9 protein-coding genes are annotated in these 16185 nt (G+C 77.1%); 7 read left to right on the forward strand and 2 right to left on the reverse strand.

Annotated features, from left to right (window positions below; genetic code table 11):
• The first annotated feature begins 126 nt into the window (after positions 1-126).
• Both IO30_RS0107360 and IO30_RS0107365 read left to right on the forward strand, forming a co-directional pair.
• Positions 127-744 carry an ankyrin repeat domain-containing protein gene (locus IO30_RS0107360; protein WP_031140488.1) on the forward strand — a complete coding sequence of 206 codons (618 nt, stop codon included), beginning with the start codon at positions 127-129 and terminating at the stop codon, positions 742-744.
• The gene (locus IO30_RS0107365) at positions 741-1856 is read left to right on the forward strand and encodes a YncE family protein (protein WP_031140490.1); all 1116 of its coding nucleotides are present in this window, start codon (positions 741-743) and stop codon (positions 1854-1856) included. The genes IO30_RS0107360 and IO30_RS0107365 overlap by 4 nt, the downstream gene beginning before the upstream one ends.
• Before the next feature lie 4 nt (positions 1857-1860).
• Here IO30_RS0107365 and IO30_RS40200 read toward each other — a convergent pair whose 3' ends face one another.
• Positions 1861-2178 (reverse strand): hypothetical protein, encoded by a 318-nt coding sequence (locus IO30_RS40200; protein WP_037893279.1) that lies wholly within the window; start codon positions 2176-2178, stop codon positions 1861-1863.
• A complete protein-coding gene (locus tag IO30_RS0107375; RefSeq protein WP_078903781.1) occupies positions 2175-2918 on the reverse strand; it encodes an HNH endonuclease family protein in 744 nt (247 codons plus the stop codon). Before IO30_RS0107375 ends, IO30_RS40200 begins: the two co-directional genes overlap by 4 nt.
• Before the next feature lie 203 nt (positions 2919-3121).
• On the opposite strand from IO30_RS0107375, the gene IO30_RS0107380 reads away from it, so the two are divergent.
• The 5 genes from IO30_RS0107380 to IO30_RS0107400 all read left to right on the forward strand — a co-directional run bounded on the left by IO30_RS0107380 (position 3122) and on the right by IO30_RS0107400 (position 16182).
• Positions 3122-3988, forward strand: coding sequence for a DUF4132 domain-containing protein (locus tag IO30_RS0107380; protein WP_031140495.1), 867 nt, complete (start codon positions 3122-3124; stop codon positions 3986-3988).
• Positions 3985-8967 (forward strand): DNA-binding protein, encoded by a 4983-nt coding sequence (locus IO30_RS0107385; RefSeq protein ID WP_373316446.1) that lies wholly within the window; start codon positions 3985-3987, stop codon positions 8965-8967. Before IO30_RS0107380 ends, IO30_RS0107385 begins: the two co-directional genes overlap by 4 nt.
• A gap of 110 nt (positions 8968-9077) precedes the next feature.
• Positions 9078-10235 (forward strand): ATP-binding protein, encoded by a 1158-nt coding sequence (locus IO30_RS0107390; protein WP_031140499.1) that lies wholly within the window; start codon positions 9078-9080, stop codon positions 10233-10235.
• A gap of 53 nt (positions 10236-10288) precedes the next feature.
• Positions 10289-14332 (forward strand): DUF5682 family protein, encoded by a 4044-nt coding sequence (locus tag IO30_RS0107395; RefSeq protein ID WP_031140501.1) that lies wholly within the window; start codon positions 10289-10291, stop codon positions 14330-14332.
• Positions 14329-16182, forward strand: coding sequence for an SWIM zinc finger family protein (locus IO30_RS0107400; protein ID WP_031140502.1), 1854 nt, complete (start codon positions 14329-14331; stop codon positions 16180-16182). The genes IO30_RS0107395 and IO30_RS0107400 overlap by 4 nt, the downstream gene beginning before the upstream one ends.
• Positions 16183-16185: the final 3 nt, after the last annotated feature.

Below are 16185 nucleotides of genomic sequence, written 5' to 3' on the forward strand. Positions count from 1 at the left end.
CGGTCCGCCCGCGGGCTCCGGCCGGCGGGCGGACCGGCCAGGGCCCGCCCCGCGGCGACCATGGGACGGGGGAGCGGGAGGGCGTACGTGTTCCCTCCCCGCCCCGGAGCCGAGAGGGACGACACCATGACCCCGCACGACCGACAGCTCCTCGACGCCGCCGGGCGCGGCGACGCGGCCGAGGCGGCCGCGGCGCTCGCCGCGGGCGCCGCCGTGGAGGCCCGCGACGCGCAGGAACGCACCCCGCTGCTGCTCGCGGCACTGGGGGACCACCTGGAGGTGGCCGCGCTGCTGCTCGCCGCGGGCGCCGACCCGAACGCCCAGGACGCCCGCGAGGACAGCCCCTGGCTGGTCACCGGAGTCACCGGCAGCGTGCGGATGATGCGGCTGCTGCTGCCCGCCGGACCCGACCTGAAGCTCCGCAACCGCTTCGGCGGGATCTCCCTCATCCCGGCCGCCGAACGCGGGCACACCGCCTACGTGCGCGCCGTGCTGGACGAGACGGACATCGACGTCGACCACGTCAACCGGCTCGGCTGGACCGCCCTGCTCGAGGCGGTGATCCTCGGGGACGGCGGCCCGCGCCACGAGGACATCGTCAGGGCGCTGCTCGCGGCCGGCGCCGATCCCGCGCTGGCCGACCTCGCCGGGGTGACCCCGTACGAGCACGCCGTGCGCCGCGGCTTCGAAGGGATGGCCCTCCTCCTGCGGGAGGCGGCGGCGCAGCGGGGGACGGGCCGATGAGCCGCCGCGGTACGGGAACCCGTACGACGCTCGCCGCACTGGCGCTGCTGGCGGCCGTCGCCTGCACCCCTGCGCCGCAGGACGCCGCGGGCGGTCCGGCGCCCTCCGCCGCCACCCCGCTGCCGGCCACCGTGGGGACCCCGCCCGGCACCCTCCTGACCGCCGACTTCGGCGCCGACACGGTCACCTTCGTCGACCCGCAGCGCGGTGCGGTCGCCTCCGTGGCCGTGGGCAGGGCGCCGTACGGGCTTGCCGTCGGCGCGGACGGCCGGGCCTGGGTGGCCACGGCCGAGGGCGTCGCCGTCGTCGACACCCGCACCCGCCTGCGCACGGCCCTGATCCCCTACCGGACCGCCACCGGACCCGTCACCGACGGCGAGTACCGTGGCGGCGGCATGGGCATCGCGCTCTCGCCCGACGGGACGCGCGCCTACGTCGGGGTCAACGTGCCCGGGACCACCGGTGTGCTGGAGGTCATCGACACGGCGACGGCCGAGGTGAGCGCCGTGGTCCCGGTGGGCCGGCGCCCCTTCGACGTGGACGTCTCGAAGGACGGCTCCGAGGTCTATGCCACCGGCCACGACTCCTTCGACGTGACCGTGGTGGAGACCGCCTCGCTGCGGCCGCGCCGGATCGAGGTGGCCCCGTACGGCACGGAGGGCGGACTCGGGTCCTGGCTGAAGCCGCACTACGCGGTCGTGCGGCCCTCCGACGGCATGCTGCTGCTCCCCTTCGAGGGGGAGCGGCTGGCCGTCGTCGACCCGCGGAGCGGGCGGACCACGGTCGAGCGGATGACCGCCGACACCCATCAGCACGGCGCGGCGGGCACCCCGGACGGCCGTCTGCTGGTGGTCGGCACGGGAGCGGTGCAGCCGGGGGACGGCAAGGGACCCTCGCTCACGGTCCGTTCCCCGGACGGCGCGGAGCGGGTGATCCCGCTCGACGGCCCCCATGAGGACGTGGCGGTGTCCCCGGACGGGCGCACCGCCTATGTCACCGGCGGCTACACCCGCGAGGGGTACTGGAACGGCATCACCGTCGTCGGCCTCGACTCGGGCACCACCCGCCGTCTCCCCGCGGGCTCCAGGCCGCTGGGCATCGCCGTCCTCTGAGCCCTCAGACGGCTCCGCTGCGGGGGGCCTCGGCCGCGTGCCCGGCGCGGATCGCGCCGAGGGCGGCCGCGTGCAGGGCGGCGGGGTCCCCGTGGTGGGGGAGGGGGCTGCCGGTGAGCGTGTACCACTCGTCGGCGTCGGTGTACTGGACGTCGAAGCGGACCAGGCCGCCCGCCACCGCCGTCGTGCGCAGGGTGAGCGGGCCGGTGATGACGCCGACCTCGTCGGTCATGGCACCGCCCGGCCCCGCCGGCACCTGGTCCTGCCACTGTTGTTGTTGCTGTTGTTGTCGCGGCGGGTGCCGGTCCTCCGGATCGGTCATGAGGCGCAGGTGTCCAGCATCGTGGTGAGCATCTTCTTCTCCGGCTCGGTGACGGTCAGCTCGTAGGCGGATTTGACGGTGGTCCAGGCCCGGCCGTACTGGCACCAGCTCGAACGGTCCGGCGGCTGCCACAGGTCGGGGCTCTGGTCGCCCTTCGACCGGTTCGAGGAAGCGGTGACGGCGAGCAGCTGGGGGTTCGTCAGATCGTTGGCGAAGGCCTTGCGCCGGGCGGCGTCCCAGCCGGCGGCGCCGGACCGCCAGCCCTCGGCGAGGGGCACCATGTGGTCGATGTCCATCTTGGAGGCCTCGGTGACGACCACGCCGTCGTACAGGCTCTTCCAGGTGCCGGACACGGCCTTGCACTCGGAGTCCTGGGTGACGTCGGTGCCGTCGCGCCGCAGAACCGTCTCGCGCGTGTCGCACTTGTTGCCCTGCTCGGCCCAGTGCGTGAACCTGGCCCGGCTGTAGCCCGCCATCGTGCCCACCGGGGCGACCTTCAGCGCCGCCAGCCGGGTGCGGGCCACGGCCACGTCGACCATGCCCGGCAGTACGTCCGTACCGGCCGGCTTGCCGTCAGCGGCCGGTGGCGCGCCCGGTGGTGCGGCCGAAGGGGCCGCCGTCCGTGAGGTGTCGGGCTTGGCGTCGGCGCCGCCGGGAGCCGACGGGGAACAGCCCGCCGTCACCGGCAGCAGCAGGGCCGCCACCAGAACCGCACCGTGCACCTGTATCTGACGTCCCATGAACCCCGCCCCGAGCCGGCCCCGCTCCGCGTACTGACCCCCGAAGCCTACCCAGAACCGGACAATCAACCGGACGATGACCCTCCGTCGGGCATTGTCAGTGGCTCTCGCTAGTCTCCCCGCATACCGCAGCTCAGGGGGTCAGATCCCCCCTGTCACGGCTGCGCGGATCCGGGCAGGACCGGCGAGGAGGGCACGGGCTGATGGCATGGCTGGCGGCGGGCGAGGGGTACGAGATCACCCTCGTGGAAGGGCGGGTGGCGGCGCGGTCGACCACCGGCCGGTCCGCGGGACGGCAGTTGAAGACACTGCCCAAGGCGCTGAAGGACCATCCCGAGGTGGACCGGCTGCGCCGGCTCTCGGAATGGCTCGACCGGCACGCGGCGGCCTGCGTCGCGCAGGTCGACACCTGGATGGTGTCCTCGCTGCCCGTACCGACCGCGCTGCTCGCCCGGGTCTGGCGGGACGAGGCCTGGCGCAGCGCCCTGCGCGACCTGGCCGTCGTCGGGGACGACCCGGACGAGGTGGGCTTCCTGCGGGACGCGACCGACTCGGGTGAGCTGAAGGTGGTCAACCTCGACGGCGAGACCGTACGGCTCTCTCCGCGCACGGTGACCCTGCCGCACCCGGTGCTCCTGCCCGACCTGGACGACGTACGGGACTTCGCGGCCGAACTGGGCATCGTGCAGCAGGTCGAGCAGATCCACCGGGCCACCTGGCACAAGCCCGCCGGGCTCGCGGCCACCGCAACCGAGGTCCGCGACTACGCGGGCGGCGTCTTCCCCACCCGCTTCGGCCTCGCCGCCCGGGCGACGGGCCTGGGCTACCGGGTCTCCGGCGGCTACGCCACCTGCAAGGTCCGCGACACCGGCCGCGGTACGGAGGCGGCCGTCTGGATCGGCGAGCCCTACTACGAGGACGAGACGAGCACCGGCGGCCTGAACTGGCACGACGAGGACGGCCGGGCGGTGCGCCTGGCGGAGGTCGGGCCGGTGGCCTGGTCCGAGGGGATGCGGATGGCCGCGGCGCTCTACGCCGGGCGCAAGATCGAGGAGGGCGGGAACGCGTGAACACCAACCAGACGCAGGCACAGGCGCAGACGCAGGCGCACACGGGTGCGGGCACGGGTGCGGGACCGGACGCGGGCCGCTCCGGCGCGAGCGAGGCCGCACTGCTGCTCAAGGCCGGGGCCGTCCTGCCGACCGGGACCACCGGCGCCGGACCCGACGCCGTCGACCTGACCGCACGTTCCTACCGCCACCCCGTCCTCGGCGACGACCGCGTCGTCGTCCGGCTCGCCGCCGCCGAACTCGGCGCCGGCGAAGACCTTGCCGCGGGCTTCCTCGGACTCGTACCCGACGAGGCCGAACCGCCCGTCGTCGGCCTCGGCCAGCGCCAGGCGCTCGGCTTCCCCGAGTGGGTGCTCGTGCACCACCCCGAGGACGGCCACCACGCCCTCGCGGTCGTCCCCGAACTCGACCGGATCGCCCGCCAGGCCAAGACCAAGCCCAAGGCCGCCCTCGACGCCTGCCACGAACTCGCCGGACGGCTCGCCGCGGCCGTCCCGCACTTCCTGCCCGTCTTCCACGAGCAGGCCGCCCGCATCTTCCTCGCCGTCGAGAACACCACCTACGCCGCCCAGCTGTTCGGCCGCGCCCGCACCAGCGAGGCCCAGCACGGCCTGAGCATCGACGAGGACCGCCTCGATGCCGTCTTCCTCGAATTCGCCCTGGCCGGCGCCCTCCCGGTGAAGGTGCTCACCGGCTACGGCAAGGAGCTCTCCCTCCGCGTGGCCCCCGCCGAGGCCCACACCCGCTTCCGCCGCCTGTGCGTACGCCGCACCGCGGGCGGGCTGCCGCCCTCCGCGCAGGCCGCCGTCGAACTGCGCCGCCTCGCCCGCGCCGCCGGCCTGACGGGCACCGAACCCGAACAGGACTACCTCGCCGAACTGCTGCCCCTGCCCGCCACCCTGCGCGCAGCGGCCGGATGGTGGAAGGCCCACCGCGGCGCCCTGACCGCCCTGGCCCGCCGCGTGCCCGCCGCCCGCGGCACCCTCCTGGAACTCACCCCGCCCAGCGGCGACGGCGGCGAACTCACCGCCCTGTGGCTGGACATCCTCGACGAGTCCGGCGCCACCGCAGGACTGGCCACCGAGGAACTCCCCGCCGACCAGCGCTGCTCCGACGGCGCCGCGGGCTGGCTCGAACGCTTCCACGCCTCCCGCCACAGCGGCTGGGGCGTACGCCCCACCCCTCCCGCCCTGCTCACCCTCGTCGAACGCTGCGCGGAGCAACTGCGCACCGAACTCGACCGCCCCGGCCGCGAAGCCGGCCTCAAGGTGGGCGTCGAGGACGCCGACCTCCTCGACCTGCTGCTCACCCTCCAGATCCCGGTCGCCGACCCGGAACCCGCCACCGGCTCCCGGCGGCACCACCGGCACGACCAGCTCAACCTCCGCGACTGGGCCGAGGCCGACCGGCGCCGGGACCTGCTGGCCCTGGCCGCCGACCAACGCTTCCACCCCGCCCTGCGCCGGGCCCTGAACGCCCTCGGCGACGGGCCCGGCGCCGAGATCGTCCGGCGCGCCGCCGCCGCGCCCGGCGTACGGCCGCTGCTGGCCGAGTGGATGCGCGAAGTCGCCAGGTCCTCCAACGCCGTGGGCCTCCCCGGCGTCCCCGACGCCATCCACCGCCTGACCTGGCTGCCCTCCGAAGCACTCGAACTCGCCCCCCGGGAAGTGGCCGCAGCCGCCGCCACCGACCTCGGCGAGACCCTCGCCCGCACCCTGCGCGGCGGCCTCTTCGAGGAACTGGCCTGGCCCGCCTGGGAGAGCGCGCTCGCCGACCTGGCGCCCACCCGGGACCGGCAGGACCTGACCATCACCGAGGCCTGGCCGTACCTGATCGTCGCCAGCCCGAGCCGCGTCCACGTCATCGACGCCGACACCACCCTCCTCACGCACGACCTGCGCGTCCCCACCGGGAACGCGTACCGCTACGGATTCCACTACGTCGACGGCGACCTGCTGGTCTTCTGGTCCTCGTGGAACACCCAGGGCACGCAGGGCTACTGGGCCTCCGCACCCGGCACCGTCTTCACCGTGGACACCGACCGCAACCACTGGTCGCTGCGCTCCGACCACCTCTCGCTGCCGCTGCCCGACGGCGGCCGCACCACCGGCGGGGGCGTCCTGCACCGCGGCGACACCCGCCTGCCCGACGAGCGGCCGCTGCTGTCCGACGGAACCTCGTACTGGGTCTGGCAGCGCCGCGACCAGCAGCACGAGGGCGGCTGGCGCGAGTACGACCCCACCGGCGACGCCTTCGGCCGCTACTCCCTGCCCGGCTTCCTCGCCGCCGCGTCGACCGCCCACCCCGAGGACACCACCGCCGCCGGCCACACCAGCTGGCTGCGGCCCGCGCCCACCGTCGAAGGCTCCGTCCTCGGCGCCCCCGCCGACGGCCTCCTCGGCTGGTACGCCGTCCGCCTCCCCGGCAACGGCTGGACCGGCTCCGACCCCGCGGGCCGCACCGTCACCCTCCCCGAGGGCCGCGAAGCACCCCTCGCCGCGCTCACCTTCCCCGGCGACGACCGGCCGCGCGGCCTGTCCCAGCGCTGGCGCGAACTGAGCCTCAGCGACCCGGACGGCGTCGTCACCACCCGGTCGGGCGGCGACCACCGCAGCGTGTCCTTCGCCACCGGCAGCGTGGACCTGCCGCCGCTCTCCCACTGGTACGCACTGCGGCCGCGCGACCCCCAGGGCTCGGCCGCGCTGCGCACCGCCGACCGGGAGACCGCAGGCGCCCTCCTCAAGGCCGCCGCCGCGGCCGAGAGAGCGACCGACCTGCCCGGCCTGGTGCGTGCCGCGCTGCCCGCGCTCACCACGCCCCAGCTCGTCGGCGGCGTCGTCGAGGCCCTGCAGTTCGCCCTCACCCAGCAGAAGGCCCTGGACCGCGTCGCGGCCCGGCTCCACCCCGGCGCCGCTGCCGCCGAGGAGACCGTCCAGGGGCCCACCGACCGGCTCCTCGACGAGGCGCTGCGCGGACTCACCGACTCCGGCTACTACCGCTGGGGCGCCGAGACCGACGCCGCCCACCGCACCCTGCGCGAACTCGCCGCCGCCCGCGCGCACACCGAAGCCGCCGCGGTGCCGGGCAGACTGCACTTCGACGTGCCCGTCCTGCCCTCCTCCGCCCTCCCCTGGACACCCCTGCTCGACCAGCCCGCCGCCGTCGCCTACCGCGCCGTCGCCATCGGGACCACCGACGAGCAGCGCACCGCCCTCGTCAGCCTCCTCGGCGCGATCGACGCCCTGGGCCTCGCCTCCGCCGAGACCGCCGCGGGCAGTTGGCGCCGGGTCCTGCTCCACCTGGAGCAGCAGCACCTGCACACCCCCGACGGCGCCGGACACAACCTCCACCTCCGCCGGATCCTGCCGCTCGGCGGCGGCGCCGTCCTCGCCACGACCGAGCACAGCGCATCCGTCCCCGACGGGCACGAGTTCGGCGCCCTCCTCCACGACCCCACCGGACGCTTCACCGTGCCCGAGCCCTACACCCTGCGCGGTGCCGCCCCGCTGGGCGACCCGGAGCGCGGCGCCGACTGGCTGGCAGCCTTCCTCGCGGAGGCCGCAGACCGCGGCCCGGCGCCCTTCGTGCCCGAGGCCGCCGAGGAGTTCGCCCGCCTCACCGGGGTCTCCGCGGCCCTGTCCCGGCTCGTGCTCGCCGGCTTGCCGCACGTCGACAGCTACGAGCACAACTTCCTGCCCACCGCACTGCGCACCGCCCTCGGACTCAAGGCCGCCCTCGCGGCCCAGGCCCGTGACGAGCTCAAGGGCCTCGACACCGCCGTACGGCGGGCCGTGGTCGCCGCGCTGCTCCCCGCCGACCCGGCGCAGCTGTGGACGCAGGGCCCCGACGCCGCCGCCGCGGCCGAGGTGTGGAACCGTCACGTGGGACGCCGTACCCCGGTCCCCGACTGGCTGCTGGCCGAGGCCACCCGGGCCGTGCGCGGCGGCTGGTCCGCCCACCGCGCCCTGCCCGCCGTCCTCGACCCCGCCGCCTCGCGGGCACTCTCCGTGGACGTCGATTGGACGGTCCGGGGCGACCACGTGGAACCGGCGGAGCCCGCCACCGAGCCCTTCACCGAGTCCGTGCTGACCGGAGCCGTCGCCATGACGGCCTGGCTCGCCCACCGGCTGCCCGCGGGAGACCCCGTACGCGCCGCCCTGCCGCCCGCGCTGACGGCGGTACGGCAGCGGCTGGCCGCGCCCGGACTGCTGCTCAGCATCGGGCACTTCACCAGCCTGTCCGACTTCCGCAAGACGGCGGGCACACCGACCGAGACCGACGAGCACCACGAACGCTACGGCGCGGTGATCATGGCCACCTACGACGGCCAGCCCCGCCCCGCCGTGCGCACCTGCCTGCTCGACTCCACCGGTTCCGACCCCTACCTGCGGGTCCTGCGCGCGGACGACCAGCAGCCCGCCGCGGCCGAGACCGCCCTGCGGCTCGCCCACGACCCGCGGTTCGCCGCGCTGCTCGCCGATCCGGGCGCCCCGGCGGCGGGCGCCGTCGGCCCGGACGGCACCTGGTGGCCGCAGGACCCGAGCCGCTCCGTGCCCGAGCTGGTGGCGGAGGCCGCCGACACCTACGGCCTCGGCGCCGACGCGGCCGCCCTGTACCTGGCGCTGCTCGCCCTGCCCGACCCCACCGACCGCAACACCGCGCGGTGGACCGGCTGGAAGCCCGCGCGCCTCAAGGCCGCCCGTGCCGAACTGGCCGCCACCGAGCTGGTGGTGACGGCCAGCCGCACCCGGGCCGGACGCACCCTGTTCCTGCCCGGCGGATGGGCGGAGATGGCCGCACCGGCCCTGCCGGTCGAGCGGTGGAAGCTCGCCCTGTACGGTCCTGCCCTGCACGGCCTGCTGCTGCCCGGGGAACCGGCCGCGGACCTCTACCGCCGGGCCTGGCAGCGGGTCCGCGAAGGCGACGTACCGCGCTTCGAGGAACTCAAGGTCAAGCGCACCCGCGCACGCCGCCGCTGAACGGGCCGCGGCGCACCCCCGGGTGCGCCGCGCCCCGTCCGGCCCCGCCTCCTGCACACCCCCTGCAACACCCCCCGCACACCCCTTACTCCGAGGACCGAGGACCCCGCATGACCGTCACCGACCAGCCCGCCGCCACCCGGCAGGTGCTCCCCGCCGAGGAGCGGTACGCCGCCGAACTGGCCTTCCTCGCCGCCCAGGACCCCGGCCCCCGACCGCCCGGCTGGGCCCTGACCCCCCGCGCCGTCGTCACCTTCGTCTGCGGCAGCGACGGCGCCGAACTGGCCCTGCCGGGCCGCCGCACCGCGGGGCTCCCGGCCAAGCTGGCCATCGCCCCCAAGTTCGTCGGCGAACGCGCCCTCGTGGAACGCTGCGTGGTCACCCTCGCGGGAGAGCGCGGCCTGCTGCTCACCGGCGAACCCGGTACCGCCAAGTCGATGCTGTCCGAGCTGCTCGCCGCCGCCGTGAGCGGCACCAGCGCCCTCACCGTCCAGGGCACGGCCGGTACCACCGAGGACGCCTTCCGCTACGGCTGGAACTACGCGCTGCTCCTCGCCCAGGGCCCCACCCCGCAGGCCCTGGTCGACTCCCCGGTGCTCTCCGCGATGCGGACCGGCCGCGTCGTGCGGGTCGAGGAGATCACCCGCTGCCTGCCCGAGGTGCAGGACGCTCTGGTGTCGATCCTGTCCGACCGGCGCATCACCGTGCCCGAACTGACCGCCACCGAGGACGCGCTGGTCTCCGCCGTCCCCGGCTTCACCGTCATCGCGACCGCCAACCTGCGCGACCGCGGTGTCTCCGAGATGTCCGCCGCCCTCAAGCGCCGCTTCAACTTCGAGACCGTCGCCCCGATCGCCGACGCGGACGCCGAAGCCACCCTGATCCGCCGCCAGGCGGTCGCCGCCGTCCAGCGGGCGGGCGCCGCCTTCGGGGTCGACGACGCCGTGCTCGACGCGCTCGTCACGGTCTTCCGGGACCTGCGCTCGGGCCGCTCGGCCGAGGGCTGGGACGTGGAGCGCCCCGGTACGGTCATGTCCACCGCGGAAGCCGTGCAGGTGGCCGCGTCGCTGGGGGTCTCGGCCGCGTACCTGCCGGGCGGCGACGTCCTGGACCTGCTGCCGGGCCACCTGCTGGGCGTGGTGCGCAAGGACGACCCGGCCGACCACGGACGTCTGCTCGGGTACTGGGACGGTCCGGTCCGCCGCCGGGCCGAGGACGGTTCGGCCATGTGGCGCCGCCTCTGGGACCTGCGCGGGAGCCTGCGTTGACCCCGACGAAGCCGATCCCCGCCGCACGGGCCGGGGCGCCTGCGGGCCCGCCGGTGGCGGACCCGCGCGACGTGGTCGACGCCCTCGCCGCGTCGCGCACGCCGTACCTGCTGGGGGTGCGCCACCACAGCCCCGCGCTGGCCGCGGTGGTCCCGCAGCTGCTCGACGCGTCGGGAGCGGACGTGGTCTGCGTCGAGCTCCCGGCCGACTTCCAGCCGTGGCTGGAGCACCTCGCCGATCCCGAGACCGAGGCACCCGTAGCCCTCGCGGGCACCGGCGCGGGCGGCCGGCTGGCCTTCTACCCCTTCGCGGACTTCTCCCCGGAACTGGCCGCGATCCGCTGGGCCCGGCGCAGCGGCGCGTCCGTGGTCTGCTGCGACCTCCCCCTGGGCTCCCCGGGCTGGACCCCCGCCGACCGGCAGCCGGCCGCCCCCGTCTCCGCCCCCGTCGTCCCCTCCCGCTCCTACGCGGACGCCCTCGCCGCGGCGGGCACCGGGCGCGACGGGGACGACCTGTGGGACCGCGCCGTCGAGGTCCTGGCACCCGGCTGCACCCCGGAAGCCGTGCGCCGCGCCGCACTCGGCGTCGGCTGGGCCCTGCGCGAGGACTCCGCCGTCCCCTCCGAGGACCTCGCCCGCGAGGCGCACATGCGCGAGGTGATCGCCGCCGAGGCCGCCACGGGCCGCCGCGTGGCCGCCGTGATCGGCGCCTTCCACGCCCCTGCCCTGACCCACCCGCCCACCGACGCCGTCCGCCCGACCCCGGCAGAGCCGAACGCGGATCGGGACGGGCGGGGGGAGGGGCCTGTGGCTCCGCCCGGGACCTTGTCCGCACCCGAGGCCGTTCCGGCGACCGTGCCCGCCTCCGGGTCTGCGCCTCCCTCCGTCACGGCGCCCGCGCCTCTGCCCGAGACGGCGGCGACGCCCGAGGCCGCACCTGCGACCTCGCCCGGTGCCGCGACCTCGCCTGGGCCTGGGCCCGGGGCCGAGACCTTGCCTGGGGCCGCGTCCGAGTCGGGGCCTGCGTCCGGGGCTTCGTCGGCGCCCGCGTCTGGGGCCGCGTCTGAGTCCTCGTCCGTGAGGGCGCCCGGTGCCGCGACTTCGCCCGGGACCTCGCCCAGGGCCGAGACCTCGCCTGGGGCCGCGCCCGAGTCGGGGCCTGCGCCCGGGGCTTCGTCCGCGCCCGCGTCTGGGGCGCCGTCCGAGTCCTCGCCCGTGATGGCGGCCGGGGCCGCGCCCGTGCCTGCGGCCGCGACTTCGCCCGGGCTCGCACCTGCGCCCGGGGTGCCGTCCGTGGTGGCGCCCGCGCCCGCGGCCTCGGCCTCGGCCGTGACCTCGCTCGTGCCGTACTCCTACGATCTGCTCGACTCCCGCTCCGGGTACCCCGCCGGGATCCGTGACCCGCTCTGGCAGCAGGCCGTGCTGCGTGCCGCAGGTGATCCCGGGAAGGTCCGGGAGGCCGCCTCCGTCGCCGTCACCGGGCTGTGCCGGGAACTGCGCCGTGCCGGGCACACCGCCGGCACCGGCGAAGCCGCCGAGACCCTCCGCCTCGCCTGCGACCTGGCCGTCCTGCGCGGCCTGCCCGCGCCCGGACGCGGAGAGCTCCTGGAAGCCGTCACCACCGTCCTCGGCCAGGGCGAACCCCTGGGCCGCGGCCGGGCGCTGGCCCGGGCCTTGGAGGCCGTGTTCGTCGGCACCGCCCGCGGGCGGGTCACCCCGCACGCGCCCCGTTCCGGCCTCGGCCCCTCCGTCGAGGCCGAACTCGCCGAGCTGCGGCTGCCGTCCCCCGAGGACCCCGCCCCCCGCGAGATGCGCCTCGACCCGCTGCGCTCCCCGCTCGACGGCCGCCGCGAGGTGCTCCTCCAGCGGCTCCTCGTCTGCGGAGCCTCCTACGGCGAGCCCCTGACCGTCGCCGCCACCGGCGAAGGCGCCGCCCTGGGCACCAAGTGGCGGCTGTCCTGGACCCCTTCGGTCCCTGCCCGTCTGGACCTCGCCGGGGTCCGCGGGGTCACCGCCGCCCAGGCCGCCGCCGGGACCCTGCGCGAGAGCGCCCGCCGCGCCGCCGCCGAGGGCGGGCCGACCCCGGCAGCGATCCTCGCCGGACTGGCCGCGGCCGCCCGCTGCGACCTGCCCGAGCTGGTCGGCGCACGCCTCCGCGAGGCGGCCACCGCCCTCCCGCAGACCGCGACCCTGCCCGAACTCCTCGACGCCCTCGACCTCCTGGAGGCCCTGCGCCGCGGACACCTCCCGGGCACCTGCGCCGCGTCCCGGGCCACCGCCACCGCGCTCACCGCCGACCTGCTCGAAGCGGCCGTGCGCTGCCTGCCCGGACTCGCCGGCAGCGAGGACCCCGCCGACGCCGCGGCCCTCGTGGCCCTCACCGACCGGGCCGCCGCCCACCACCTCGGCGTACGCCTCGACGAGGCCCTGGCCGAGCTGGCCAGGGCCGCCTCCCCGCTGATGCAGGGAGCAGCCCTGGCCGTACGGGTCCTCCTCGACCTGGACCCCGCCGCCGCGCTCGGTGACCGCACCGCGGGCTGGGTCGACGGCGCGGGCACCCCGGACGGGCGGCGCGCGCTGACCCGCCGCCTCGGCGGACTGCTGACCGCCGCCGGACCGCTCCTCCAGTCCTCCCCGGCCGCCCTCACCCCGCTCCTCGACCGGGTCGAGCACCTCGGCGACCAGGAGTTCCTGGACCGGCTCCCGGCCCTGCGCGGCGGCTTCGACGCCCTCGCCCCGGCCGCCCGTGACCGGCTGCTGGACACGGTCGCCGAGCGCCTCGGCGACCGGCCCGACCTCACCCTCGACGCGTCGCCCGCCCTGCTCGCCCTCTGGGCCGCGGCCGACGCCGCCGGGCTCGCCGCCCTGAAGTCGCTCCCGCTGCCCGGCAGCGACGCGCCGGCCGTCCCGCCGGCCCCGCTGCCGGACACCGGACCGGAGACCGAAGCGGCCACGGCTCCCGCCCCCGACGCCGCGCGGATCGCCCCCGCCGACCGCTGGCGGCTGCTCCTCGGCCGCGAGCGCGACCGGCTCCCCGCCGGAGCCCGCCGGTACGCCCACGCGCTCGACGAGCTGTACGGAGCCGGCCGCGGCGAGGGCTCCGCCGGCCTCGACGGAGGCAGCGGCGGCGCCGGCGGCGGCCAAGAGGCCGCCTTCCCCACCGCCCGCGAGTGGTCCGAGGAGCTGGAGTCCCTGTTCGGCGCGGACGTACGGGAAGAGGTGCTCGCCGGAGCGGCCGAAGCGGGCCGCACCGACGTACTGACCCAGCTCGACCCCGCGTCCGTACGCCCCTCCGTGGAACTGCTGAGCTCCGTACTGTCCCTCGCCGGCGGCCTGCCGGAGAGCCGGCTGGCCCGGCTGCGCCCCCTGGTCAAGCGGCTGGTCGACGAACTCGCCAAGGAACTCGCCACCCGGCTGCGCCCCGCCCTGTCCGGCCTCTCCACCCCGCGCCCCACCCGCCGACCCGGCGGCCGGATCGACCTGGCCCGGACCCTGCGCGCCAACCTCGCGCACACCCGGCGGCAAGCCGACGGCAGCGTGGTGGTCGTACCCGAGCGCCCCGTCTTCAGCACCCGCGCGAGCCGCGAGGCCGACTGGCGGCTGATCCTCGTCGTCGACGTGTCCGGTTCGATGGAGGCCTCGGTCATCTGGTCGGCGCTCACCGCGGCCGTACTCGGCGGCGTACCGACCCTCTCCACCCACTTCCTCGCCTTCTCCACCCAGGTGGTGGACCTCACCGACCGGGTCGAGGACCCGCTCTCGCTGCTGCTGGAGGTCCGGGTGGGCGGCGGCACCCACATCGCCGCCGGGCTCGCGCACGCCCGGTCCCTGATCACCGTGCCCAGCCGCACCCTCGTCGTCGTGGTCAGCGACTTCGAGGAGGGCGCGCCCGTCGGCGGACTCCTCGACGAGGTCCGCGCGCTCGCCGCCTCCGGTGCCCACCTGCTGGGCTGCGCCGCGCTCGACGACGCGGGCACCCCCCGCTACTCGGTGCCCGTGGCACGCCAACTCGTCGCCGCGGGCATGCCGGTGGCCGCCCTCAGCCCTCTCGCCCTCGCCCGCTGGGTGGGCGACCGCCTCCGTGGAGAACCCCGTTGAGCCTTCCCGCCGGCGAGCCCGCCGCCCTGCCGCCCGTCGCCCCCGAGGTGCTCGCCGAAGCCGTCGAGAACCTCACCCCGCGCCTGCGCAAGAAGCTGGACGCCGCCATCGCGGCCTGCGCCGCGGGCGCGACCGCCGAAGCGGACGGCAGCACCACCGTCCGCTTCGGCGAGGACGCCCTCGTCACGCTGCGGCCCGGCCCCACCGGCACGGTCACCGCGGCCGGACAGGCCGGGTGCAGCTGTCTGCTGGCGCCGCGCTGCCTGCACCGGGCCGCGGTGCTGGGCGCCGCCCCGCTCGCCGACCCGGCCCCGGCGCCCGTAGCGCAGGACCCGCCCACGGCAGGGCCCGAGCCGTCCGCGCAGGCCGCACAGGCCGCGTCACCCGCCGAACCGGCCGCCGAGGCCGAGGCGGAAGCCCTCACCGGTGCCCAGCTGCGCGCCGCGTCGGCGCTCTGGCGGGCCGCCGCCGAAGCCCTCGCCGCGGGGGTCACGGCGGGCGGCGCCGTCGTCCAGGCCGAACTGCTGCGTGCCGCCCACACCGCCCGCCTCGCGGGACTCCCGCGCGCCGAGGCGGCCGCCCTGCGGGTCGTACGGGGCCTGCGCGCCGCCCGGGAACGCCAGGCGGCCCACCGGCTGGCCGACCTCACCGGGGCTTTCCGCGAACTCCTGCACACCGCCGGGCTGCTGGCCGCCGGAACCGCCGGCCCGGCGCTGACCGGCACCGCCCGGCGCGCCTACGCCCCGGGCGGCAGCCTGCGCGTGTACGGCCTGTGCCGGGAGCCCGTGCTGTCCGCCACCGGGTACGGGGGAGTGGTCACCCACCTGCTCGGCCCGGACGACGCCCGCTACTCGGTCTCGGACGTGCGCCCCGGCGGCCTCGCCCGCGCCCGCGGCGCCGGATCCGCCTCCGTCGCCCTCGGCGGAGCCGTCCTCGACCACGCGGGCCTCGCCCGAGGGGGCCTGCGCATCGCCGGGGCCACGGTCTCCGCGGAGGGCCGGCTCGGCGCCGGACGCGGCGTCAAGGCGACCCCGCTGCCCGGAACCCCCTGGACCGAGGAACCCGCCGCGGCCCTCTTCGCCCGCCCCGCCGCCGAGGTGGTGGCCCGCCGGCTGGCCGAGGAGGACGAGGGGGCCGACCCCGCGCTGCTGGGCTGCGAGGTCACCGTCGTCGGGGCGTCCGGCGACCACGTCCTGGTCCGCGAGACCCGGCCGGACGCGCCCCTGTTGCGGCTGCTGCCCGCGCACCCCCACCCGGAGCTGCCGCACACGGAGAACCTGCGCCGCCTCGCCGAACACCCCGGCCTCCACCTGCGCGTCCTCGGCCGCCCCGACCTCGACCGGGCCGCCGCGCTGCGCCCGCTCGCGGTGGGCCCGGTGCCCGGCGCGGAGTACACCCTGAGGCTCCCCGCGGACTGGCTGGGCCGCGCCGACCTCGGCTACGACCGCCTCCAGGGCAGCCACTTCCCGCCCCGGGCCGAAGCCCCCGCCGGCGCAGCCGCCCCCGCCGCCGCCCCCGACGCACTGGCCGACTCCCCGCTGTGGCGCGTACGCCGCCTGCTGGAGACCGGGGTGGCGGGGGGCCGCCGGGCCGTCGCCGAGGCCGCCCGGGACACCGCGTCCGCCGCCCCGTACGGGCCGCTGCGCCGGGCCGGTCTCACCGCTGCGGCGGAGCTGGCCCAGGCCCTCGCCGCCGAGGCCGACCGCCGCCCGCGCGACGCCTTCGGACGGCTGGCCGATCCCGCCCCCGACGGCTACGCCTGGGCCTGGCTGGCCGCGGCCGCCTACCTCAGGGCGGCCGAACGCTCCCTGGTCGCGGCTTCCTGGGAGGCGGCCCCGGCCCTGCCCTGAGCA

It is taken from the genome of Streptomyces xanthophaeus (assembly GCF_000725805.1).
GTDB classification, from domain to species: Bacteria; Actinomycetota; Actinomycetes; order Streptomycetales; family Streptomycetaceae; genus Streptomyces; species Streptomyces xanthophaeus.